19 protein-coding genes and 4 pseudogenes are annotated in these 24,486 nt (G+C 52.0%); 1 reads left to right on the top strand and 22 read right to left on the bottom strand.

Annotated elements, in window-relative coordinates:
* Nucleotides 1-223: 223 nt before the first annotated feature.
* The 9 genes and pseudogenes from B5F29_RS05780 to B5F29_RS16715 form a co-directional block, all read right to left on the bottom strand.
* Entirely contained in the window at nt 224-523 is a 300-nt protein-coding gene (locus B5F29_RS05780; protein WP_002587432.1) for a CD1845 family protein, read from the bottom strand.
* Nucleotides 520-831 carry a hypothetical protein gene (locus tag B5F29_RS05775; RefSeq protein WP_002587431.1) on the bottom strand — a complete coding sequence of 104 codons (312 nt, stop codon included), beginning with the start codon at nt 829-831 and terminating at the stop codon, nt 520-522. The genes B5F29_RS05780 and B5F29_RS05775 overlap by 4 nt, the downstream gene beginning before the upstream one ends.
* A gap of 157 nt (nt 832-988) precedes the next feature.
* Nucleotides 989-1,333, bottom strand: a complete 345-nt coding sequence (locus B5F29_RS05770; protein WP_002587430.1) for a plasmid mobilization protein — start codon at nt 1,331-1,333, stop codon at nt 989-991.
* On the bottom strand, nt 1,330-2,148 hold the full coding sequence (locus B5F29_RS05765) for a DUF3849 domain-containing protein (RefSeq protein ID WP_087153704.1): 819 nt from the start codon (nt 2,146-2,148) through the stop codon (nt 1,330-1,332). The genes B5F29_RS05770 and B5F29_RS05765 overlap by 4 nt, the downstream gene beginning before the upstream one ends.
* Nucleotide 2,149: 1 nt before the next feature.
* A complete protein-coding gene (locus tag B5F29_RS05760; protein ID WP_087153703.1) occupies nt 2,150-4,117 on the bottom strand; it encodes a helicase C-terminal domain-containing protein in 1,968 nt (655 codons plus the stop codon).
* Nucleotides 4,114-5,928, bottom strand: a complete 1,815-nt coding sequence (locus B5F29_RS05755) for a reverse transcriptase/maturase family protein (RefSeq protein ID WP_002576337.1) — start codon at nt 5,926-5,928, stop codon at nt 4,114-4,116. The genes B5F29_RS05760 and B5F29_RS05755 overlap by 4 nt, the downstream gene beginning before the upstream one ends.
* 587 nt (nt 5,929-6,515) lie before the next feature.
* Nucleotides 6,516-11,024, bottom strand: a pseudogene (locus B5F29_RS05745) (SNF2-related protein); the annotation flags it as partial.
* A 189-nt stretch (nt 11,025-11,213) separates the two neighbouring features.
* Nucleotides 11,214-11,756, bottom strand: a pseudogene (locus B5F29_RS17260) (hypothetical protein); the annotation flags it as partial.
* A gap of 788 nt (nt 11,757-12,544) precedes the next feature.
* A complete protein-coding gene (locus B5F29_RS16715) occupies nt 12,545-12,901 on the bottom strand; it encodes a TnpV protein (RefSeq protein ID WP_087153701.1) in 357 nt (118 codons plus the stop codon).
* A gap of 154 nt (nt 12,902-13,055) precedes the next feature.
* Here B5F29_RS16715 and B5F29_RS16710 point away from each other — a divergent pair, with 154 nt between their 5' ends.
* Nucleotides 13,056-13,406 (top strand): hypothetical protein, encoded by a 351-nt coding sequence (locus B5F29_RS16710; protein WP_242955586.1) that lies wholly within the window; start codon nt 13,056-13,058, stop codon nt 13,404-13,406.
* A gap of 351 nt (nt 13,407-13,757) precedes the next feature.
* On the opposite strand, the gene B5F29_RS05730 is transcribed toward B5F29_RS16710, so the two are convergent.
* The 13 genes and pseudogenes from B5F29_RS05730 to B5F29_RS05675 form a co-directional block, all read right to left on the bottom strand.
* Nucleotides 13,758-13,973 (bottom strand): transposon-transfer assisting family protein, encoded by a 216-nt coding sequence (locus B5F29_RS05730; RefSeq protein WP_087153700.1) that lies wholly within the window; start codon nt 13,971-13,973, stop codon nt 13,758-13,760.
* Nucleotide 13,974: 1 nt separating this feature from the next.
* The gene (locus tag B5F29_RS17255; protein ID WP_442911272.1) at nt 13,975-14,235 is read right to left on the bottom strand and encodes a DUF4316 domain-containing protein; all 261 of its coding nucleotides are present in this window, start codon (nt 14,233-14,235) and stop codon (nt 13,975-13,977) included.
* A gap of 27 nt (nt 14,236-14,262) precedes the next feature.
* Nucleotides 14,263-14,544 (bottom strand): annotated as a pseudogene (locus B5F29_RS17250) (YodL domain-containing protein); the annotation flags it as partial.
* Nucleotides 14,533-16,878 (bottom strand): annotated as a pseudogene (locus B5F29_RS05725) (LPD28 domain-containing protein); the annotation flags it as partial. The pseudogenes B5F29_RS17250 and B5F29_RS05725, both read right to left, overlap by 12 nt.
* Before the next feature lie 120 nt (nt 16,879-16,998).
* Nucleotides 16,999-17,535: a hypothetical protein gene (locus B5F29_RS05720; protein WP_087153698.1), complete on the bottom strand. Its 537-nt coding sequence runs from the start codon at nt 17,533-17,535 to the stop codon at nt 16,999-17,001.
* A 112-nt stretch (nt 17,536-17,647) separates the two neighbouring features.
* Nucleotides 17,648-17,917 carry an immunoglobulin gene (locus tag B5F29_RS05715; protein WP_087153697.1) on the bottom strand — a complete coding sequence of 90 codons (270 nt, stop codon included), beginning with the start codon at nt 17,915-17,917 and terminating at the stop codon, nt 17,648-17,650.
* The gene (locus B5F29_RS05710; protein WP_087153696.1) at nt 17,914-20,022 is read right to left on the bottom strand and encodes a type IA DNA topoisomerase; all 2,109 of its coding nucleotides are present in this window, start codon (nt 20,020-20,022) and stop codon (nt 17,914-17,916) included. The genes B5F29_RS05715 and B5F29_RS05710 overlap by 4 nt, the downstream gene beginning before the upstream one ends.
* Nucleotides 20,012-20,692 (bottom strand): conjugal transfer protein TraG, encoded by a 681-nt coding sequence (locus tag B5F29_RS05705; protein WP_087153695.1) that lies wholly within the window; start codon nt 20,690-20,692, stop codon nt 20,012-20,014. Before B5F29_RS05705 ends, B5F29_RS05710 begins: the two co-directional genes overlap by 11 nt.
* A gap of 193 nt (nt 20,693-20,885) precedes the next feature.
* The gene (locus B5F29_RS05695; RefSeq protein ID WP_087153693.1) at nt 20,886-21,635 is read right to left on the bottom strand and encodes a DUF4366 domain-containing protein; all 750 of its coding nucleotides are present in this window, start codon (nt 21,633-21,635) and stop codon (nt 20,886-20,888) included.
* Nucleotides 21,625-21,882, bottom strand: coding sequence for a DUF4315 family protein (locus B5F29_RS05690; RefSeq protein ID WP_002587413.1), 258 nt, complete (start codon nt 21,880-21,882; stop codon nt 21,625-21,627). The genes B5F29_RS05695 and B5F29_RS05690 overlap by 11 nt, the downstream gene beginning before the upstream one ends.
* Nucleotides 21,883-21,911: 29 nt before the next feature.
* A complete protein-coding gene (locus B5F29_RS05685; RefSeq protein ID WP_087153692.1) occupies nt 21,912-23,684 on the bottom strand; it encodes a CD1108 family mobile element protein in 1,773 nt (590 codons plus the stop codon).
* The gene (locus tag B5F29_RS05680; protein WP_002587411.1) at nt 23,677-24,048 is read right to left on the bottom strand and encodes a DUF3851 family protein; all 372 of its coding nucleotides are present in this window, start codon (nt 24,046-24,048) and stop codon (nt 23,677-23,679) included. The genes B5F29_RS05685 and B5F29_RS05680 overlap by 8 nt, the downstream gene beginning before the upstream one ends.
* A 2-nt stretch (nt 24,049-24,050) precedes the next feature.
* Nucleotides 24,051-24,401 (bottom strand): conjugal transfer protein TraE, encoded by a 351-nt coding sequence (locus B5F29_RS05675; protein WP_087153691.1) that lies wholly within the window; start codon nt 24,399-24,401, stop codon nt 24,051-24,053.
* Nucleotides 24,402-24,486: the final 85 nt, after the last annotated feature.

The following is a 24,486-nucleotide window of genomic DNA, read 5'->3' as shown; positions in this document are numbered from 1 at the left end:
GTAACCATTATAACAGCTAAAAATGCTCAAGTCAATATTTACTACTTAATTTTGCATTTTTTATGCAAAATATTCGATTAAATTTCTTTGCAACTCTTTTTCAGCTAAAACACTTATCGCTCCAAGATAATCACCAAGTTGACCCCAAGATAACATTTTGTCTAAAGAAATCGCCTATACAAGACAAAGTGCGGAAAGAAAACTACTTCCTGCACTCTGCATTTTATCCATAAACAAAATTTTGTATTGTGTACTTCAATCCCTGCACCTTGCTCAGCATCCAGAAAGCCAGCTTGGGAAGTCCGTAGGGGCTGATAAGGAACGCAATCAGAAGCAGGATCAGACCGTTTTGCGGAGAGTATGTCACCAGAACGGCCACGCCCAGCAGGGCAATCACCATGCTGGCCAGCCCCAGCACCAAACCAGACACATATACCAGAGCCACGCAAGTCCAGACAAACAGGGTAAGCAGCACTATCACCGGCGCGACCACAATCTTCAGCAGTAGCTTAAATACTGTCATTTCATCTCCTCCTCTCGACGATCCAAATACCTTTGACAGAGAACACGGATTGCTTCCAATTCATCCTCGGTTGTGTCTCTCCGCCCTTTTGTCAGCCTGATTTCCTCATATCCCTGAAAATCATCAAGCAATACATCAAACAGTTCTTCCGGCGTCCGACAGACCACGCCGCTGCAATAATCGAGGATGTCCCCAATTTCGTTAAACTCTACCCGGATATATCCATACCGGCTCTTGCAGACCTCCAGCTCCGTATCCAACGCCAGATAGTCCTTGAAAATCTCCAAAACCTTTTCAAAGGTCAACATCTTGCTCTCAACTCCTTTATCGGATTACTTTACTACCTGCCCTTATTATCCGGCAAGCGCCGGTAAAAGGCAAGAATACGGGCAAAAAGAAAAAGCGGAGGAAGGCGCGGCGAAAAGAACGCCGTTCCTCCCTCCGCAGATAGGGTTTATGCCCCTGTTACGAAAGTTTGGAGAGCTGGGTAAGGATTTCCCTAACCCCCTCCCATAGCTGCTCCTGCCGCTGGGATATATCCTCCAGGTCGGCATCGTAAACACGCCCGGTTTCATGCACCCGGCGCGTGAGCTGATTTAAGTTGTTGCTGCTCCGGCGCAAAAGGGAAACAAGCTCCTTCAGCTCCGGCAATTCCAGCTTCACCACATAACCGTCCAGCGCCATCTTTCGCAGATAGGCTTCCCGGTTGGCTGTCCCCAGCTGGGACATTTTCTGCTCGATCAGCTCCAGCTCCTCCTGTGATACCCGGAAGTTTACCTGCACCTCCCGCTTGCGGTTCGGGGCAGTCATCGCTCCTGCTCCCGTTTCTTTTGGGTGACAGGCTTATGGGCGGGCGGTTCCTGTTTGAGCTTATCCCGTACCGAAGTTCGGGGTTGCTGCGCCTTTTCGCCCTTGGTATGGCTGCGCTGCTGTTCCTCCCTCACCAGGTCAATAAAGCCGTCCAGCACAGCCGGGTGACTGTTCAACGCATAACCACGGCGAACCGTATCGGAGTTGTAGTTAGGAATTGTCTTAGCCCATTCCTTATTACGGTGGGAATAGCGTCCATCCCAATCCTGAAGCTGGACGGTGTTGGCCAAGACCAGCATAACCCGGTCCAAACCATAGGTCTGAATCACACCTTTGGCGGCATCTTGGTTAAGGTACATCCCATCAAAATGTTCCCGCACCGCCGCTTCAATAGCCTCCTTGCATTGGAGATTGGCCCGGTTGGAAGCCCGGTATTGTTCCAGTTCTCCATGCTCAGACGCATAGGCGGCAGTGTGAGAATAAGTCGTCGTTGTCCGCAGTTCCTCTTTGGCTCTGCATACATCATCGGCTCGGTTCTCAATACTATCCCGCACCACATCCATGTGTGCAGTCTCCAGCTTTTCAAAATAGCGGTACACATCGGCCAGGGGAGAGGAAGAATCCAAAAGGGCCTGCGCCTGGGCATCCGTCAGCTCCAATTCTTCCATAGCCATTACAATGTCCTCCCGGACACTGTACTCATAGGCGTGATGTAAAATTTCCTCCGGGGGCTGGCTTTTCAGCCAGTCCCGGTACTGATCCTGTTCGGCAGCCATTTTCTCATAAAGAGCCGCATTCAAATCGTTGGCATTCATGTTATCGCACCTCCTCATGTTGTTTTGATTTCTTTTCAGGGTTACGGGGCGGCATCGGGCGTTTCAGTCCTTCCAGCACCGAAGGCCGCGTACTTTTGGCAACTACGGATTCCGGCTGGGACCGGCTCCTGCCGTCCAGATTCAGCAGCGTGTCCAGCTCCACCAGACGGGCGGATTTCACCCGCAGATCGTCCTCATAAGGGAACGGCTTGCCCATTTCTTCTCTGGCGGCGGCCTGCTGCTGGTAGAGATCATCCAATTTTGCTTTCGTAGACTCCAGACGCTGGGGCATCTGAGAGAGTGCATTGTCAATACGGGTGAGATTGCCGCGCGGGTCTGTACCCAGGGCGGTCCGGTGGGTCATCTGGCCTTTCAGCAGGAGCGTATATTCCTGCCGCCACGCATCAAACGCCACGGACATATCAAAGCCCCGGTAACTGCCAATCTGCACCGGGTCGGAGGTTTTGACCTCTTTGCAGGCATCCAGCAGGGCGGCACCGGCGTTCTCTTTGTCGGTCAGAACATCGCCCCGGACTTCCATGCCGATAAAGCCTTCTGCCGGTTGCGGATGAGCTGACAGGGTTTCCAGATCAGCCTCAAAGCCTTTGATGAAGCCCTTGTGCTTTTCAATCTCCTCCGGGAAGTATTTCAGCAGCTGATCCTCCAGCCGGTACTGCTTGCTCTGGTGGTCGGCCTTCATCAGCTTCAGTCTGGATACCTCCACATCCAGGTCCATACGCTCCTTAATACGGGGGTCTCCGGCACACAGGGCCTTGATTTCCGCAAAAGACAGTGCGGTTTCATCTACATCATCACAGGAGCGTACCGGCGATTTAGAAGTCATGATCTGGCTGATGAATTTCTGCTTATTCTCCACAGTCTGCCACAGGTAGGCATCAAAGGTTCCCTCCGTCACATAGCGGTACACATGGACAAGGGGGTTCTGGTTGCCCTGGCGCTCGATACGGCCTTTGCGCTGGGCAAGGTCTCCCGGCCGCCACGGGCAATCCAAATCATGGAGCGCCACAAGGCGGTCCTGCACATTGGTGCCAGCGCCCATCTTTGCGGTGCTGCCCAGCAGGACGCGCACCTGTCCGGTACGGACTTTGGCAAACAGCTCTTTTTTCCTTACTTCGGTATTGGCCTCATGGATGAAAGCAATCTGGTCGGCGGGCACCCCCTGGGTAATCAATTTTTGTCGGATGTCCTCATAGACCGTAAAGGCCCGTTCCGGCTCCGATAGCGGCACAGCTTCCTCCAGCGCATGAAGGGTGGGGTTATCCAGCGCTTTGGCCGCCTTTTTGGACGGGGCTGCCTGGGGCGTGGAGATGTCGCAGAAAACCAGCTGGGTCAGCTTATCCGCCTCGCCATCCCGCCAGATTTGCAGGATATTATCTACACATTGGTTGACCTTGGTTCCGGGTTCGTCCGGGAACAGCTGGTTGATGATCCGCTGGTCCAGCCCCAGCTTGCGGCCATCCGAAGTGATCTTGAGCATATTGTCCACGGATGGGTCAACCGATCCGCTGTGTACTGCGGATGCTCGCTCCGAAAGGGCTTTTACCATCTCCTGCTGGTGTTCGGTAGGCTGGGCTACGATATTGTGGTACTCCACCTCCGGTGTAGGAAGGTTCAGCTGATCGGCAGTCTTGATGTCCGCTACCTCTTTGAATAGGTTCATCAGCTCCGGCAGGTTAAAGAACTTGGAAAACCTTGTTCGCGCCCGGTAGCCGGTGCCTTCCGGTGCCAGCTCCAGCGCCGTGACGGTTTCCCCGAAACGGCTGGCCCAGCAGTCAAAATGGGTCATGCTCAACTCTTGCAGACGGTCATACTGAAGATACCGCTGCATGGTGTAAAGCTCATAAGGTAGGAAACGCCACGCCATACTTCCTTTCGTCCGTGGTCTTGGCGTAACCCCCTCCAGAACCGTGCTTACACCTCTCGATGTACACGGCTCGCCATCTTTCATAGTTTAAGTGATTTTGTCTTTGCTTCTTCGTAGCATTTCGGGCAGAGAGCCAATGACTTCCGCCTTTTCAGTAACATCAGTTCATCAAATTCATTATCAGCGTTCAAATCTTTTAAGCGCTTTACATGGTGCATATACACTTTCACGGGGTTTGCTCCGCACATCTCGCATTGTCCGCTTTTTAAACGTCCTGCAAGACTATTCGGTTTTATCTGCCCTCTGTATTTCGGCATAATGTCTACAAATTCAGGTGCGATATTGTTATTACGCCTAAATCCTTCATTGTAAAACTCACACCGCTTTGTTCCACTCTTGGTTTTGTAATCTGCGCCAAAGTCGCCCTTTACGCTACGGTATTTCTTATACATCTTCATAACAGAAGAATTATATTTTGCCGCCAACGTCTTTAAACAGCTTCCACGCATGATAGAATGAAATTTCCCCAGATTGCATACATTGATTGCTAACCTGTAATAATTGTACAATCCTCTGATTTCAGAATTATATTTACTGATGATTGCCACATCGTCTAATGGCATAAGCGCCCCTCTGTGGAGTGGCTTCCAAATCTCTTTGCCGTTTTCGTCTTTTTTGATTTTAAACGCACCGTATTCGTGCAGTTTCGCAATCCATTTTTCTTTCGGCATATATAACTGCACTTTTCCATACCACACCCGTTGCAGACCTTTTTTCGTCCGCTTTGTGTCCTGACTTCTTGATATTCTTATGTCGTATCCAAGATACCGCACCTTTTCAGAGGAATGGGTAACGTGAGTTTTCTCCTCCGACATTGTGAGATTTAGCTTGTCTTTTAGAAATATCTTTACCTGTTCCTTGATATTTTCAGCATCCTGCTTTGAACCTGTTATTGAAATCAGGAAATCGTCAGCGTAACGGTTGTATTGAAGTCTTTTGTAATTCTCATCCATCTCGTCTAAATGTGGTGTGGACAACATCACTTTCCTTGCTTCTTTAAATGCTGCTAGGTTTGCTTCTGTGCGCTCTATTTCCAGATTTTTCTGCGCTTTCCGATAAGCCCAGCGTACCTTATCATGGTCTTTGTGGACTTTACGGCTTCTTGTATCGCCTTTGTCAAAACTCTTTTTCATCCTTGCCATGAACTCATCAAGTTCATTCAGATAGATGTTGGCAAGTATCGGACTGACACCGGAGCCTTGTGGACTGCCGGAGTACGTTTCATGGTATGTCCACTGTTCCATATATCCTGCCCTTAGAAACTTCCACATCAGCGATATGAACGCTTCATCTTTTATGCGCTTTCTCAAAAGCTGTATTGTGATATGGTGGTCGAAGCTGTCAAAACAAGCCTTAATGTCTCCTTCGATTATCCACTTTGCACCAGTGAACAGCGTTACGATTTCTTTTAACGCTGTGTGGCAACTTCTTTTCGGTCTGAAACCATGTGAATTATCAGAGAATGTCGGCTCATAGATTGCTTCAAGTATCATACGGACAACTTCCTGTAACAGTTTATCGTCCGTTGACGGAATCCCCAATGGGCGCTTTTTACTGCTGTTTTTCTTCGCAATATAAACACGCCTTGCAGGGTTCGGCTGGTATGAGTGGTCTCTCAGCTTCTGAATGAGCTTTTCAATGCGCTCCATGCTCATACCGTCAAGAGTGAATCCGTCTGCACCTGCCGTCATGCTCCCCTGAGAGGTCGCAATATTCTGGTATGCAAGCAGATAGAACTCTGGGTTGTACAGGTTACGGTATAATCTCTCGTACCTGTACTCTTTGTTTTTTGCTTTTTCACTTAAACTTTTCAATACATTTTCGGGACTTCTCATAATGCCTCACGCACCTTTCCTTATTATTTGTATTGAAGAAAGACTGTCTCCCTTCGCCATGTGGACGGCTTTCCCGTCCTCGGACTACTACGGAGACTCTGTTGCCATAGTAAATATTCAGAGTCACTTTTCTCATAGCACTCATAGCCGATTTTCGGCATTTTACCTTAGGCAATCCCCGTTTAGAACTGTAATAACATAAGCCTGTTATGATTTCGGATGTGACGTTCGTCGTTTTCCATTATCCTATGGCTGATTTACTCTGGGTATCTTGTGGATACGCATGGCCGACTCATATCCACCAGAGTACATGCGAGTATAACTTCCTTACGCATGGAGCAACATTTTGCCCAATCTCCGACTGTCATTCAGGCAGTTTAGCTTTCATCCTTATTCATAACTTTTCGCCACTACCACGCAAACACTTTGGAAGTTTCCGTGTTTCGTGCCCTCCGACATGCTACACTCCCCATCGGGTTTCCCCTTTTGGATAAGTCGGGTGACGATAGGGTGCGGATTATTCCGCTTTGATACCTTGCCCTATTACTTGCTCAAGGTAAGATTATTACAGCCCCTTACGGGCGCACGGTCATACTGTTGCTGACAGGGGTTCCAGTGGCAAAGACAACGCCCCGGCTGCCGGTAATCTCATCCATGTAGCGGCACTTGGCGAACATATCCGATGATTTCTGCGCATCGGTGGTAGAAAGCCCCGCCACATTCCGCATCTTGGTGTATAAAAACAGGTTTTTGTAATTGTGTGCCTCGTCGATAAACAGCCGGTCCACTCCCAGCTGCTCAAAGGTCACAACATCGTCCTTGCGCCCCTCCGCCTGGAGCTTTTCCAATCTGGCCTCCAAGGATTTCCGGGTGCGTTCCAACTGCTTGACGGTAAAACGCTCCCCACCGCTGGCTTCCACCTCTGCGATTCCATCTGTAATCTCGTCGATTTGCTCGTAGAGGAGCCGTTCCTGGCGTTCCCGGCTGATGGGAATACGCTCAAACTGGCTGTGTCCAATGATGATAGCGTCATAATCTCCGGTGGCGATCCGGGCGCAGAACTTCTTGCGGTTATGGGTCTCAAAGTCTTTTTTCGTGGTCACAAGGATATTGGCGGATGGGTAAAGCCGCAAAAACTCCGACGCCCATTGCTCGGTCAGGTGGTTCGGGACGACAAAAAGGGACTTCTGGCAAAGCCCCAGCCGCTTGGATTCCATAGCGGCGGCCACCATCTCGAACGTCTTTCCCGCGCCCACTTCGTGTGCCAGCAGCGTATTACCGCCGTAGAGGATATGGGCGATAGCGCCAAGCTGATGCTCCCGCAGGGTGATGGCTGGGTTCATGCCTCCAAATCTAATATGGCTGCCATCGTATTCACGGGGCCGGGTGGAGTTCATTTCTTCATTGTACTGGCGCACCAGCGTCTGCCGCCGTTCCGGGTCCTTCCAAATCCAATCCCGAAAGGCATCCCTGATCGCCTGCTGTTTCTGCGCTGCCAGAGTGGTCTCCTTGGCATTCAGCACCCGGCGCTCCCTGCCGTCTGCATCCTCCACCGTGTCATAGATACGAACATCACGGAGGTTCAGCGCATCTTCCAGCAGCCGATAGGCGTTGGCCCGGTCTGTACCATAGGTGGTATAGGCAGCCACATCGTTGTAAGAAACGGAGCTTTTGCCGGTGACTTGCCACTCGGCGGTATAGGGTGTGTAATTGACCTCAATACTGCGCTGGAGATAAAACGGGGTGTTAAAGGTCTCATACATAAACTGCTGGATGTACTCTTTGTCGATCCAGGTAGCGCCCAGGCGAACCTCGATTTCCGAAGCATCCAGATCCTTGGGCTGAGCCTTTTCCAACGCCTCCACATTGACCGCAAAGGCGGGGTCTTTTTCTGCCGCCCGCTGTGCCTGCCGCAGCTTTCGGCGCACATTGCCGGAAAGGTATTCATCGGCAGTCACATAATGAGGGCGTTCCCCCTCAGGTACAGGACCGGGCAGACGGAAAATAACGCCGCGAAGCTCAGCGGCCAGCTCGTCCCCGGTCTTGCCGGTCAGCTGTTCCATGTACGCCATATCCACATGGGCTTTTTCCGCAATAGAGACAGCCAGGGCTTCACTTGCCGTGTCCACGGAGGTCACAGCCTCATGGGGTTTGATGGTGCGCTTGGTGAACATATCCGCCTTGCGCTCCAGCTTTCCTTCCTCGTCAATGATTTCCAGCGCGCACAGCAGATAGTAGCTGGAATCATCGGCAAAGGCCAGACGGTTAGCACGGTCATTGATAAGGCCATACCTGGCAGAGAAATTATCATAAAGCTGGTTAAGCTCCGACTGTTTCTCTCGGATGGCGCTGTCTGGAATGGCAGCATCCATCTGAAGGTCAATGAGATCCTGAACACAATCCCGCAGACCGACCATGCCTTTTACACGGGCTTCGGCGGTGGCATTGAGATCAGGCCGCACCATGCGGCTGTTTTCCCGGAAGTACACTTCGCCGTCCACCACGGTATAGGAGTAGTTTTTTACATCGGGGTCAGCGGGGATAGAGGTGTCGATGGATTCGCCCTCTCCCAGCTCCGGCAGCGCAGCCTCCTGATAGGTGCCACGAATATACTTTACAGCATCGTGCAGCTGGTCGGACAGTTCCAAGCCCTCAATGGGATTTACGGTGTAGTCCATGCCATGAGCGGTGCTTTCCGGCTCCTGTCTGCCCAGCACCATTTCAGGGTGGTCGAGGAAATAGCGATTGATGGCAAACCCATCTTCCGTCTGACCGGTCTGCGTCCATTCCGTCGTAATATCCAGCGGGCGGTCTCTCTTTTGCAGAAAGACAATATCAGAAACCACTTCGGTTCCGGCATTGGCCTTGAACGCATTGTTGGGCAGTCGAATGGCTCCCAGCAGCTCAGCGCGCTGGGCCAGATACCGGCGCACAGTGGAATCTTTGGCGTCCATCGTATACCGGCTGGTGACAAAGGCAACCACACCGCCGGGGCGCACTTGATCTAAGGATTTTGCAAAGAAATAGTTGTGGATGTTGAAGCCCAGCTTGTTATAGGCTTTGTCGTTGACCTGATACTGACCGAAAGGAACATTGCCCACCGCCAGATCGTAAAAATCCCGGCGGTCCGTGGTCTCAAAGCCTTCAACTGTGATATTGGCCTTGGGGTAAAGCTGTTCTGCGATCCGTCCGGTGATGGGATCCAGCTCCACACCATACAGCTTGCTTCCTGCCATACGCTCCGGCAGCATCCCAAAGAAATTACCCACACCGCAGGACGGTTCCAAAATGTTGCCGGTCTCAAATCCCATGCGGCCTACGGCCTCATAGATAGCCTGGATCACCGTAGGGCTGGTGTAATGGGCGTTGAGGGTGGAACCTCTGGCGGCGGCGTACTCCTCTGGGGTCAGCAATTCCTTCAGCTGGGCATATTCCTTGCTCCAGCTTTCTTTAGAGGGGTCAAAGGCATCCGGCAGACCGCCCCAGCCCACATAGCGGGAAAGCACCTGCTGCTGTTCCGGGCTGGCCTGCTGGCCGGTAGCCTCCAGCTCCTTCAAAAGTTGAATGGCATTGATGTTGGCCTGAAACTTGGCTTTCGGACCGCCCTCGCCCAGATGATCGTCGGTAATGCGGAAGTTCTGCGCGTTCCGGCGAATGTTGGCCTTGTATTCTTCATAAGCGGCATCCTCGGCAGCAGCGGCATTGGGAAAGGTTCGCCATTCGCCGTTGACCTGAATGGAAATGGGATGTTCGTCCAAAACTTCATCTGGGGTTTTCTCCGGCTCCGGTGCAGGCGGTTCCGGTTTCTCAACGTGCAGCCGTTCCACGACCACATCATAAGGCAGATTGTTCTTATCGCCCGGATAGACTGTTACCGGCTCAGCGGTATAGGTTCCATGAGAAAAGCCGTCCTGTTCCAGTTCATACAGAGCGCGCAAAACAGCGGCGGCATCCTGCCAGTTCATCCCCAAAGTGGTGTTAAACTTGTCGTGGATATTGATTTCAAAACCACCGGTGGAAACAAAATAATCTGCGGTGTCTCCGGTCTGCAGCTCCATCGTTTCCGCTGTGCCAATATAAGCTCCTGCCAGATAATGGGCGATTTGAGCGTTATCCTCGCCGTCATGGAAGTGTTGGGCGATAATTGCTTTTTCTGTGGCATCCAGCAGACCACCGGTTCCGGTCAGTACCTCCCGCAAATCCGGATTAAGCGTTTGGAGTATCAGATGATTGAGATAATTCTGCGCGGTTGCTTTATCTGGGAATGTCGGCACAGTTCCATCGCCGCTTGCATAATAGTTGTGAATCGTTTGATCCCAAATGGCAAAGGCATCCTCCGGGTCGGGAAATGCGTCGCTGGTGATCGTAACAGAAAATCGCGGCTCCGGCGTTTCTTCCTCAGCAGCAAGCTGCTCTGCATCGGCCATCACCCGCTGGATAAATGGGTCATCATCCAGCTTTTGAGCATCAACCACCTGACCGTCTACGATACCGCGCTCTGCCAAGGACTCCCGAATGGCAATCGGGTCTATATCATCCAGGGCACCCTGCTCGGCCTGGGTATAGAAGCGGTTCTCCTGAATCAGCTGAGCAATGCGACGCTGTACCTTCGGCCACGGCAGCTCCATTTCCTCCGGGCTTCCGGTTCGGACAACAAACAAGCTCTTGTTGTCGCTGCCGCCATACGCATGGCTCAACCATGCAGCGGTATCCTTTTCCCGCGCATGATCCTTCATGTAACGGACAACCGCGTGTTTGCTCTGAATATCACCGTTCCATGCACGAATGGCATTGTCAATATCATCCTGAGAGAGTGGTCGCAGAAGCTCATGTAATTTGGGGTAGGTTTCCTCTATGACCTCCCGGTGCAGACGCTGACGAAACTCCGGTACATCGACAAACAGCCGGATCAGTTCCATATCACCGGAACCAAGAATGGCACGGCGCACCGCCGCGTTGCCCTCAAGCACAGCATTTTCCCGGTCAGAATGACCGCAGGCATTCCGATAGGCCACATCCTCAGTAATGGCAGCAATCACAATGGGCTTATACTGCTCATACTGCTCCCGGATGGTAGGCTTTGCGGGTTCTGCTTCACCATTTCCGAAAACTCTGGTTCCGTCCGCACCAAATTCGGCTTCGTGGGCATTGATGGTCTGCTCCGCCTCATGGTCGATGGAGCGCAGAGAATACTCCTGATGTTCCGTGCCGCCTTCTGGGACAGCAGAGATTGTCACATCATGCTTATCCCGCAGCCGTTCCACATACTGCTCCAGCTGGTGTGCCGGAATCCCGCACATTTCAATGCGGCCTGCGCCCGGAACCGGGCGGGTGGTCAGATGCAGCTCCAACTCTGCGGCAGCTTCTTTGGCATCCTCACCGTATAGCTCAAAGAAATCTCCCACCTGATAAAGCACCAGATCATCGGGATGGCGTTCCTTGACTGCGTTGTATTCCCAGCTGGCAGGGGCGGTCTTATTTTCTTCTTTTACGGCATCCGCTTCAGCCAGCGCCTTTTCTGCTTGAATTTTCTCGTACTCGGCCTGCTCCTGTACGGTCAGATAGCGGTCTTTTTTGATAAGATCGGTGATGCGCTTAGAGACCTTCTCCCAGGTGAAATGAACATCCGAGCAATCGCTTTTCCTGTAGTGCAGTCCCTTTCCGTCATGATCCTCTCCACTACCGGTTGCACCGGACAGGGCATGGGAATGTCCACCGATACCGTACTCCTTTCGGAGAAACTCCACCTTTTCCTTGTCAGTATGCTGTTCTTGAAAGAATGTGAAGATACGACCCTTACCGCCCTCAAAACCGCTGCCGCCGGTCATGGCGGTGTCGATCTCGTCCTCGGTGATAAAGTGTTTGACCGAAGGAACCTCTGCCATATCCGTTGCAAATTCCTTGCGGGGCAAAGACAAGTCCTTTAGGTTTTCCCAAATTTCTCTCGGTCTGTGGTAATGGAACCGAAGCAGGTCACGGTCCTGACTGTATGCGGTCCAAAAGGCGGCATATTCATCGGTCAGGGTCTGCCTGAAATCAGGGCTTTTCAGTTGTTCGGTCAGCCATTTGGTTTCCTCCGGGAACCCGTTTCCTTTAATCTGTGCAAGGCTACTCAGATACCCTGCTTTCCTGGCCTCATCGCTGAAATCGTGGTAAAGATTCCAAAGCTTTGACGCCAGAAGGGATCGTTCATAGCCTGCCGCTTCGGTCAACTCCACATTGGTGGTAAACTGGCCGGATTCCAGAAGTTCCCCGATGCTCTCAGCGGCACTCTCCCAAGAGATGACTTGGGCTGATTTATCGTAACGGGCAGATTTTCCACGGGAAAGGCGGATGCCCTCCTCGGTGTACCAGGCCGTGATACTGCCGGTGTTGGTTGTTATACCATTGCCGCCATGATAGAGCGCTTGCAGAGAAGCGGCAATTTCTGAAACGGGCTTCTGCTTTTCAAATTCAGCAACGATCCTCTCCCGCTGATGGTCGGTGTTGCCGCCCAGCCGCAGCACATGGTCAATTTCCTTTTGGGCAAAAGAAAAAGCAGGGAATGTGTTTGTAACATTCTCTGCTTCATCTATCTTTTGGATTTGTTCTGCTTCGGAGAGGAACAGGTCTAAGGTCAGCTGTTGATAAGCTCCGCCAGAAGAATCTCCTCGGCCTGCGCTTTGCAGGTGTTCATCAGGCCCACCCACTTCATCGGATCGGCTGCTTTCAGTTTCTCTGTTGCGCCCGCCTCCTTCGCCAGCTGGGGCATCATCTGTTCCAGACGGGTCTGGGCTGTCTCGTCGATCTCGATGAGGTGCGGGTACAGCTTCTCGCTCATCAGCAACTGGTTGTAAAGAATCGGGCGGTGTTCCTTCAGATACGATTTCCGCATCCTGCCGTACTTGCCCAGGGGCTTCGACTGCTGTTCGCTCAGCTTCAGGTCGGGAATCAGGTAATCCCCGTTCTTGGTGTAGGTTAAGGTGTTGTTCATCCCATTGGCTCCTTTCTGGCATGGCCTCGCGCTCTGCATTTCGGACGGTGACGCCGATCTGCCGTAGCACTTGTTGATTGATCTGACTGACCGCTGTTCCCAGCGCCCCGATGGTAGCCGGGGTATTGAAATCGAAGATTGCCATGAAATCCTCATGGTCAAAGTAGCGTTCCGGCTCCAGTCCACAGCGGGACATCAGGGCGTAGGTGATGCTGACGGTGGCGGCTGCCTTAAACTGTACTCCGATGTTGAACTCATCGTACTCCTCCAGAAAGGAACCGTCAATGATATAGAAAAAGTCCTGCTGATGCTCCGCCCAATATTCATCCGCCAGCTTACGGGCCACATCGGTGAGCTGCTGGGCGAAATCATCCCCGCCGATCCCATAGGTACGCTCCAGCATGGCCTCCACCGGAATCATGTGCTGTTCTTCCAGCTGCCACAGCCAAGGGGTGCGGGAATGTTCACGGGTTCCGGTATCGGAAATATCGAACACATAGCGTAAACGGGGTCTGTCCCCGGAATCGTCTACCAGCGCAATGCCCTTAGACCCGCGCCGGACATACCGGCCCATCTTATCATTCCACAGGTCGTACTCGGCACAGGCGGTGGCGTCCGGGCGCTGGGCGTAGATCATCAGCTGTTCATGGAACGGGTATTTATAAAGACGGGATGCGGTGGTAAGAAAAGCCGCCCACTCCTGCCAGCTGCCGGTGAGCTGCGTTGCCACCTTATCTACCATCTGCGCATACATTTCTGCTTTTGTTGGCATGGTTTTCTGTCCTCCCTTCATTTTGAATGATAGAAATGGGGCGGCTCAAAAAGGCCGCCCCATTCAGGTATTTATGTGTGCTGCTTACTCGTCAAAATCCGGATACAGCTCCAGCACAGCAAATTCATCATCGGTCATGGCACGGAGCTTAGAGAGGGTGCTGTCGGTCAACACCAGCAGCTCCGTTTCCTCCGGCGAAATTTCGCCGCGCATCTCGCTCAGGCTGTCAATCAGCCCGGTGCGGCTGCCAGTATTGTAAATACACATCAGATTCATTTCCTCAAAGGTGAAGTTTCCCATATCAAATCTCCCTTTCCGCGCTCTTTTGGGGCGCTTTCTTTTTGTGTTCCGTCCTGGGTTGACTTTTCAGCTGCTCCATAACGGACTTCTTCTTATCCCGTTCCTCCCGATGAGTGGCTGCCGCCAAGTCCATGAGTGAAATGGGCTGGCCGCTGCGGGCCTGCTGCTCCAACTGCGCTACCGTCGGCTCCCTGGAACCGTTGTTGATAACACCGTCAATCATGCCATAATCGTCCTCCACGGCCATTTCCGCATTTTTCATCGGATTATCCGACAGAAATCCGGGAACATCGGTAAAACCAAAACTATCGCAGTAATGACAGGATACCTTACCATCCTGCTTGATGGCAACGATGTCGCTGACACTCATGGATGGACTGTGAAAATCCACCGGCTTTTGCAGATTGAACTGCTCATACAGCCTTTCCAGCTGCTCCATTGTACTGCCGGAACCGTTCAGCGAGGCTGTGTAAATGAGATCGTAGTTGCTCCGGTCTACGGATAGGCTGTGAGATTGCAGCCAATCCAGATTCATGAATCGCACATTCTGAGGGTCATCCCGGCTCACCTGATAGATAGCGAAACAGTCCCCCTCATGGGAGAGAAAAGCCTGCTCCCGTTCCATCTGGTGATCCTGACGTTCCAGCACCTTCTCATGGAACCGCGGGCTTTGCTCCCATTCCTCACGGGAAACAGCAAAAATACCATTGTGGACATCCAGATCGGTAGTATCAAACGCCATCTCCGGGTTTTCGCCCTCCTGCACAATGTACACGGTCAAATCTCGCTCCATCAGCTCGTAGGCCCGTTCTTTGGAGAGGGGCAAAAGGTCGCTGTCCAGGTAGCCGCATTTCTCCAGATCATCTTGGGTCAGCACCGGGTCCGGCATGGGGTATTCATCCAATGCCTGCTCTGGTGATTCCGGTAACATAGAAACAGATGGACTCTGTACTTCGCCTAACTCATTTTTCTCAAATCGTTTCTGTTGAGCAGCTTCTACCTGTTCCATCAGCGTATCGTAATCGTATGGTTTCACCAAATCCGTTCCCTTAATTTCCTCCATGAGAAGTTCGTAGGTCACTTGCTCTAAAGAATGGTTATCTATCTGCCCGCCATCCAATAGCGCAAAATCAGGACTGTAAATCGTATAATCATGTCCGCTCTCGCAGTGCTGAATTGCAAGATATTCTTCTCCGTTTATATCAAATGCAACCGATTCCTGTGAAGGCTGAACCTGCAACAGTTCTGCCACATTTCCCATGGCTTTTTGATCTATTCCCAGTTCTGCCAAAGGCGGTGCTGCCTGCGTAACTTCCATATCCGGCATAGCCGCTATCAAATCGGATACCGCTTTCTGTACCAGCGGGCTATTGCGAAAATAGTCAATACCATTGATTGTTTCCACATCAATCGTCTTTCCAGTTAAGATAGGGAACTGTCCATTGTAATCACTGCCATCGTGTAAATCGAACCCTATCCCTTTGATACCGTTCATTCGCTCTGTCGGAATAGCTTGATACAGCTCAACGGCTTTCATGAGAGAAAGATTCTCATGGTATTCGCCAAGGGAAGGAAACTCCATGCACTCGGCCACATAATAGGTCAGTGTTTCCTGCTGGACATTAGATGTAGACAGGGCCGGTTCTTTTCCTTCTGTTTTTTCCGATTCCGAAACACGCTCCTGCTCGGCTGTCAGGTCAATACCGCGTTCCTTGCAGATTTCCTTATAGTGGCGGTCAATATCGGAGATCAGCTCCCCGGAAGTCTTGCTGATAGTCTCCAAACTGGATCGCAGCTCCTTCAGCTCCTTGCCCTGACTCCAGCTGGCAATATAGCCAAAGCTGTTTTCGGAAGTCTCAATGCCATAATACTTGCAAACCGCATAAGAGATACTTTCAGCCTCTACTTCCTCGGTGTGCCGGTCCTTTTTACTTTCCTGCAAAAACTGCTGAATGGTCTTTTCGCCGCCGACAAAATTCAGACCAGACTCCTCCGTAAACATGATACGCCCATCTTCTGGCAGTTCTAAAGGCTTTGCGGTGATAACGGATGCAGCGTGGTTCACAACAACCCTTTCCTCTACGGCAATCGGATAGCCCGGATCATCGTCTGAGCCACGCAGGTCATAACAAAACAGCCCATCAGGAAGATCTTCGCGCGCAATTCTTCCATTTGAGAACAGGGCTGGCTGGTCAAATAATTCTACCTCTTGATACTTGCTGGTATCCTTCACCACAGGCAGATTGTAATTATGGAGCTTGCTATGGGCGGTCTCATGGACAGCTGCGGAAACCGTCTGCACCTCGCTCATGCCGGTACGAATGGCGATCCGCTGCTGCTCAGAGGAAAAGTAGCCGTCCATATTGGCATCCATCGGCTCAAACTCGATGGGAACCGGGGCAGAGCGCCGCAGGGCTTCCATGAAAACCTCAAAGTTCTGCACATTCCCCGACAGGTTGGAGGCCAGTTCCGGCAAAGGCTTTCCGTCCGTCTGACTCAAATCAAAAACTTTCACCGGGCGGAACATGGGAATCTCAATTTCCTTTTCCTCGGTGACGATTTTCCCGTCCTTATCCAAAATCGGAGCCTTGGTATCTGGGTCCAGCTTCTGTTCCTCGATTTTCTTTTTATATGGCGTGGGCGCGATTATGGTAATGCCATGCTCACCCTTTTTCACATGGCGCTCAAACTGATTTTTCCACTTGTTGAAGCCAGCGACCAGCGTAGCATCCGGCTTCTGCATATAGATGAGCATGGTGTTATTGACCGAATAGCGGTGGAAACGGGACATCACCGACAGGTAACGCATATACTTCTCGCTCTCGAACAGCTCCTTGATACCCTGTTCGATGCCCTCGGTGATTTCCCGCAATCGCTCCCGGTTGGTTGGTTTATTATCAGGCATGGTAATTCAACTCCTTCCCACTAAATTCAATTTTTGCAAAACAAAAGCAGGAAACCCTGAAAGATTTCCTGCTAACGAAGTTCTTATTAAAATGTCAGATATTGGTGATATGAAGATAAGCTAAAATCTCCGTTGTTCAAGCCAAAATTGGAGTTCTCGTTCTTCTTGAGTGGTATGGTATTGTTCAAAAACCTCAAAAGCTATGCGTTCAGCTTCTTCCATAGAACGTATTTTACTACCATCATAATCCCAAATTCTTTTCCCAGCGAAAAAAACTCCCCAATTACCATATCGACCTTGCATTATGGTTATATATTCACCCTTATACTTTTTGCTGTATGTATTTTTCGCAGGGTTATAACTCCATTCCTTCCTATTGAAATTTTTTCTCCTTACCGCCCGTTTTTTTAGTGTATCCTCTGCTCTGCGAGGATTTACATAATCGTCAGACATCTTTTCGGCACATACACACCCTACCCGCAATTCATCTGGATAATCCGGGTGTCTCATAATGTGAACAAAACGAATCCTTTCCCGTCCACACATTTCACACTGTTCGTATTCAATTTCTTCTGCATCATCAAAATACTCTGCAATATCTTCGACATCGACGCAAGACCAGCCTTTATGCGGGATACCAGCTTTGTTCCATTCCAATGCAACACCCCCTCTAAAATCAACGGTTTATTCGTACATTTAGTATACCATAAAATAATAGGAAATTATAGAAGGAAGATGTTAAAGCAGCTTCATTTCCATGACCGTTCTTTTACTTGGGTTTGGGCGGTGCATATCCGGCAGCCTTTGCCCGTTCACTGGCAGCTTTGCGGCGCTCGGCGCTGTAAGGCTCCCGAACCGATACGCAGCGTTTGGGGACTACAAAGGTCTGCCGGTCCTTTTTCACGATTTGGTCCGGGTATTTTTCCGACAGCCGCCGCAGCTTCTCCAGCAATCTGGCATCATGGGTGTAAACCTCTGCGGTGGCCTCGGCCTGGTTGTAGAGGATAATGGTTTCCTGTTCATAGAGGGAGCGCTTCATCGTTTACCACCTTTCTGCCTGTCAAACTCCAGCTTGAAGCTCACATACTGCTCATCGTCCTCCAGCACCACGGTAGCATCGTAGGTTTTGCCGGTCTTTTCGGAATAACAGCCAGTGAGCCGTGCGCGTCCATCTTTGAGAAGGGCTGTCACCACCACCTTGGTAGGCTGCTTTTTCTTGGCAGCCCACCACTTGTTATTTTTCCAGATTGCAAATCTGCAAGCTTCGTTCTGACAGAAGAATCCTTTTTGCATTTCTGCAACCTCACCGCCGCAGCGCGGACAGCGGCCCACTACTTCACGGGGCGGGGAGAACAGATACTCGGTGCCTTTTATCACCTGATAGGTCCCCACCAGTTCCCGGAGCATAGCAGAGATCCCGGCCATGAAGTCCTCCGGGGAAAGCTCACCGCGCTCGATCTCGCCCAGCCGGTACTCCCACTCGGCGGTCAAAAGGGGCGATTGTAGCTGCTCCGGCAGTACAGTAATCAGAGATACTGCATCATGTGAAGGCATGAGTTGTACGGTTTTTTTGCTCTTTTTTCGTTCCAGAAAACCAGCAGACACCAGCTTTTCCAGAATACCGGCACGGGTGGCCGGGGTTCCCAGTCCTTTCCGCTCGGCATCCTCCGGCATATCATCTTTCCCGGCAGTCTCCATAGCAGAAAGCAGCGTATCCTCGGTGAAATGCTTGGGTGGGCTGGTTTTGCCCTCCTTGACGACTGTACCGGACAGTGGCAAACTCTGGCCTTCGGTCAGCTTTGGCAGCGCTTTACTCTCGGTTTCTTTATCCGCCTCCGGGATGTTTTTCAGATTGGCACAGTAGGCAGCATCCAGCGCCCGCCAGCCGAGATGCTTCACCGCCCTGCCTTTGGCGGAAAACTCAACACCGGCGCACTCCACGGTGACAGAAGTTTCAGCATAGGTATGGGGCTGGGCCACGGCGCACAGCAGACGCAGAGCCACCAGCTCCAGCACCGCCCTTTCGCCCACCGGCAGACCGGACAAGTCAGCGTTTTGGATATTACGGGTGGGGATCACTGCATGATGGTCGGTCACTCTCTTGTCGTTGATAACCGCACCGGCGTCGCAGGAAATAGCGATTCCTTTTCGGAAGGTCATGGCATTAGCAACCAGATTCACCAGCACCGGCAGACCCTCGGCCATGTCCGAAGTCAGATAGCGGCTGTCCGTGCGGGGATAGGTGCAGAGCTTCTTTTCATACAGGTTTTGTAGATAGTCCAAAGTCTGCTGAGCGGTATATCCCAACAGCCGGTTGGCATCCCGCTGGAGCGTAGTCAGGTCATAGAGGGCAGGCGGCTTTTCCGATTTGTCTTTACGCTCCACCTGTTTGACCGTGGCAACAGCACTCTGACAGGCACTTTGCAGCTGTTCAGCGGCGGCCTTGTCCTTCATACGTTCCCCGGCAACTGTGAAACCGGGTAGTTCCAACGTCACCGTATAAAACGGCACCGGCTTGAAACCGTCGATCTCTGCCTCCCGCTGGACGATAAGAGCCAGTGTCGGAGACATAACGCGCCCAATGTTGAGGGTTCGGTGGTACAGCACGGAAAAAAGGCGTGTGGCGTTAATGCCCACCAGCCAATCCGCCTTGGCGCGGCAGAGGGCCGCATCCCGCAGACCGTCATACTCTGCACCGGGGCGCAGGTTAGCAAAGCCCTCCCGGATAGCGGAATCCTCCATGGAGGAAATCCAGAGCCGCTTCATAGGCTTTTGGCAGCCTGCCAGTTCATAGACACTGCGGAAAATCAGTTCACCCTCCCGCCCAGCGTCGCAGGCGTTCACTACCTCGGTCACATCCGGGGCATTCATTAGCTTTTTCAGCACATCAAACTGCTTCTTTTTGTCCTTGCCCACCGTCATCTGCCAGTCTGCCGGCAGGATGGGCAGATCGTCATACCGCCACTTGGCGTACTTGGGGTCATAGCTGTCCGCATCGGCCAGCCCAGCCAAATGGCCCACACACCAACTGACACGCCATCCATTTCCCTCCAGATAGCCGTCCTTACGGGCGGTGGCACCGATCACAGCGGCCAGACTATGGGCAACCGACGGTTTTTCGGCAATCACAAGTTTATGGTTCATATTCTTCGTCCTCCCATTCGGCCTGCCCATAGTTATTCAGCTTTCTTTCAATACTGTTTTCCTCCGTTAACAGCAGATCATAACCGAACCGATAGTCATAGCGGTACAATTTCCCCAGCAGGTCATTGATGATGATACGGCAGGCCAGTATCACACGGTTTTTATCCACCTGCATCAGCTGGTATCGTTGATAGTCATTGTAATAATCCCTTCGGATATGACGAGCTTCTTCATCCAGAAGCATATCCACAGGGTCCTTTTCGTCGTTCTCTTTCGTCCCTTTGGCATGGTTCAGCAGTTCCATCACCATAGGGAAATTCTGTTCATCCATCCGGCCCTCCTCTTTCAGAAAGCCGATCAGGGCGCTAAGCAGAAGGAAAACTGCTGTCCGTTCATTCTCTACCAGGGCATCCATCGTCTTTGCTGCTCCGGGAAGGAGCTGTTCTTTCACAAAATCTGCCACATCACCGGAATAGAGCAGACGAATGGAATCTATGGACAACGGGACAACTGCGGTGTCCTCATCGTAAAACTCAAAATCATCCTTCTGCACAGGCTTTTTCCGAAATTTACCCAATACGGTAGAAAAGATGTCTCCGCCAAAATAGACAGCAATGACGATCAGATCAAAAACAGCAATGGTTTTAATAAGAATACTCAGCACATTCATTTTTCGTTTTTCCTTTCTTTGAGCCATCCGGTCAGCTGCCGGTGGCAGAAGCCTACACACGGCTGGCCATAGCGGTAAGTCCCACAGCCATAACAGGGGTGGCCGGGGGATAAAGAGGGAGGACGGGAAGTGTTCTTCCCGCCCTCCGGCCTGCGTATCATCATAGATTCAAAAGGGCTGTCGGTGAAACGGATCAAATCTGTTTGTCCTCGTTTTCTCCATCGCTGCCCCTGTCAGCATCCGGTTCATCGGAACCCTCGATCTCCCAGGGTTCCTCATCCTCCGGGTCCGCTTCATCCTCGCCGTAGTCATAATCGTCCAGATTGTCATTGCCTTTGGTCTTAGGCTTGTTTTTCACCAGCTTAAAGTAGGCAAAGGCTCCGCCGCCACCCAGCAGGGCAAGCACCAGGATCAAAAGCGCCGGGTTCAGACCAGCAGGTTCCTTCTCCGGTTCTTCCGTCACCTCCGGTTCAGGAGCTTTCCCTGTGCAGCCACTCAGATTGGTTGCACAAACCGGGCAGGCGGTATTGACTGCACCGGCTTCACATTTTTTCGTGCAGTTACAGGTGGTGGGCTTCTCCTCGGTGGTCTGGCCGGTTTCCATCAGCGCCATCAAGTCGGCCTCGTCAACCTGATTCAAAAAGTGGACCGCAGTTTCCTTGTCCTCATTTGCCCGGTCAATGAGGATATAGAAATAATTGCCTGCCTTAGTGGTGACGGTGATGAGCTGCTTATTGCCGCCGTAATCGTCCACCAGGGCGGCGTTGCCCTCCGGCGTAAGGGGCGGCGTATCCTCTTTCGGCTGCTCCACAATCACGTTGTCATCGTTAGTGGCATCCTGTCCCTCCGGTGTCTGTGCATAGGCGGGAACAGAAAGGCCGCCCACAATCAACAGGGCGGCGCAAAGTGCGGTCATTGTTCTGAAAATATACTTATGCTTCATGGGCGGTATCCTCCTGTTCTTCGTAATCAGCAGAAACAGCGGCTCTGCCGGGAACCATGCCGCTGGACAACATAGCGTTCAGCTGGGCAGGGGTCATCCGCATAGCGCGCACCATCTGGACGATTTCCAGATTCTCTGCTTCAGTTTTCTGTGCTTCCAAAGTTTTCAGCTTCTCCTGATACTCCGCAATCTTCTCGCGGACCTTTTCGATCTCGCGGTCAATGCGGTCAATTTTGTTCATAGCCATTATCATTCACTCCTTCTCAAAAAACTCAGTTACCAGTTCATCAGGCCATAGCCTTTGATAGATTCGTAATTCAGGTCATAGCTCTTGATTTTACAGGCATCACCGGAATTTCCTTCTACCGTGTAAACCCGGCTGCCATCTGTACCAATGACGATACCCACATGGTCAGCAGAACCATCAAGGTCCCAATCGAAAAAGATAGCGTCACCGGGGGCGATGTTCTCATATCCGCGCCCGCCCCATTGCCCATGAGACTGGAACCAGGGAACTCCCTGAGACTGACAGCCTGCAAAGCGCGGCTCAGATAAGCCTGCCTGCCCATAGCACCAGGACACAAAGCAGGCGCACCATTCCACACGGCTGTCAAAGCCATACCAGCTCCAATAAGGGTAGCCGCCCACATTGCCAACCTGACTCTGCGCCAGCTCCACCAGCGCCGGATTGCCGGGGCGTGTACCGTTTACGAACTCCACACCGGTCAAATCTTCGGAATTTCCCATATCCGGGGAACCGCCGCCAAACAGCAGGGGCTTGTTGCCCATCGTCTGCCGGTACACCTGATACATTTCCATCTGCTCCGGGGTCAATAGCTCTGCGGCAACAGAGGATATAGGCTTGCTCGTGAGCGTCACATTCAGGATGTAATACTCATACGGCACCTCCACCTCGTATTCATAGGTCTCGGTGGAGGTTTCACCTGTTACCGGGTCAGTGACAGTATTCGTACCGGTCCTCGTTTCTGTCCGATAGCGTATCTCCACTTCCTCGGTGAGCGTCAACTGATATTGCTCAGAGAATACACGCTCCAGCTCTCCCTGGGCGCTCTGACGGGTGTACCCCTGCAAGACAGCAGACAGGTAGGCCGCCAGCTCATGGGGGTCATGGCCGATCATATCCAGGTCGTAGCGGTATTCGTCATAACCGGGGTGACTGCTTTCAATATTGTCGATCTCAGTCTGCAACTGAGCTTCCTTGGCCGCATAATCAGCTTCCACCGCCAGCATTTCCGGGTCATCGGAGGGATAGGTAGTGCCGGAGATCACGGAACCGATGCTCTGCGCCATCATGGAGCAGGAGGACATGGTATTGAGCAGCAGACAGAGGATCAGGAAAATTGCACCCGCAATCAGAAACCCCTTTTTATGGCGCATGACAAATGCACCTGCCTGCTGTGCTTTTTCCTTTACTGTCCGGGCGGCCTTTCCGGTGGTCTGTGCAGTTTTGGCAGTATTCCCAGCAGTCTGACCGGCGTGTTTAGCGGCTGCATACTGCTTTTTGATGGTCTGCTTCTGCTGCCAGCGGGAAAGGGGATTGCTGGCAAACTGGGGATTTTCCTGCAAAGACTTCTGATACAGGGCGCTGACATTGGCCTTTTCCAGCTGACGCTCGGCCTGGGCTGCTTTGCGGTAGGGCTTTAGCTTGTGGCTGTGATACCCCTCCCGCACCAACCGTGCGCCGGTTTCCACCGCTTCCTCAGACTTGTGGGCGCTTTCCACGCCCACGTTGTCCTGCTCACTCTCCCGGACTTCCTTATGAATTTTGCCAGCAACCATATTGGCAGGGGCATCCCGCAAGGTATGGGATAGCTTGGAAGGCGGCTTTTTCTTGTCCTCCAGTACCAGCTTCGTTGTGGTCTTTCCAGTCTCCTGGTCAATCTCCACCTGCCGGACTTTCTTTTTAGGGATTTTGGCCTGCGCCCTGTCCGCTTTGGCGGCGGCCTTGTCCGCCTTGCGGATGGGCTTTTCCAACGCCGGATTAGCCCGTTCCTCGTCCGTAAAGCGCAGGCGTGGTTCCTTAATCAAACCATTCCCCCAGCATGAGGGCGGCTGTCATGTAGTGCAGCTCCACATAGAGGGCCAGCCCCACCGGGTCGTGAAAGGGGTGCTGAATCAGGTGGGCGTAAATCTGCGCCACCACATTGGCCAGCAGCTGAACCTGACTGCCCTCAAAAATGATAACGCCCGGTGTACCCTGCATGGCGCACCAGATTTCTGTCAGACGGAGCAGCCCCGCCTCGCCATCCTCGTTCAGTCCCGCAGACTGATCCGCAGCCGTGCGGCACTCGCTGATGGCATCCGCCATCACGGTGAGCAGCTGAGCGCGCTGGCTCTCCAACGCCGCATCGAAAAACATCATTGTATCCAGTTCACAAATGTTCTGGTTCATGGTTACTCATCCTCCTTTTTCAATTCCTGGGGTTTGGTGGTCATTATACGGTAGAGTTCGGTGTCCTTCGGGAAGTGGTCTACAAAAGGCAGAATCGTGGAGCCGTAGAACAGAAGGCCCTCGCCCTCGCTGGAGTGGGTCACATAGGACAGCTGATGGGGAGAAATGCCCAGCTGCTTGGCAAGAATCTGCCGGTCTCCGCCTGCCTGATTGAGCATATACACAAAATCGCTGTTCTCGAAAATATTTTCCACTTCACGGGAAGAAAGCAGGTCCTTGACATTTTGGGTGATCTGATTGTTCTTAACAGGTGGCTTTTTATCCACCTCTCTGGAGCTTTCGCTCATTTTCATCGGCGTGCCTGTTCACGCCCAGCATAGCATACCTTTTTGCCACGGTTTTTCCGTATCGGCAGGCAATGCGGACTCGTGGAGCTGT

The sequence above is a fragment of the Lachnoclostridium sp. An196 genome (assembly GCF_002160135.1).
GTDB classification, from domain to species: domain Bacteria; phylum Bacillota; class Clostridia; order Lachnospirales; family Lachnospiraceae; genus Hominiventricola; species Hominiventricola avistercoris.
This window is presented reverse-complemented; position numbering and strand designations above follow the sequence as displayed.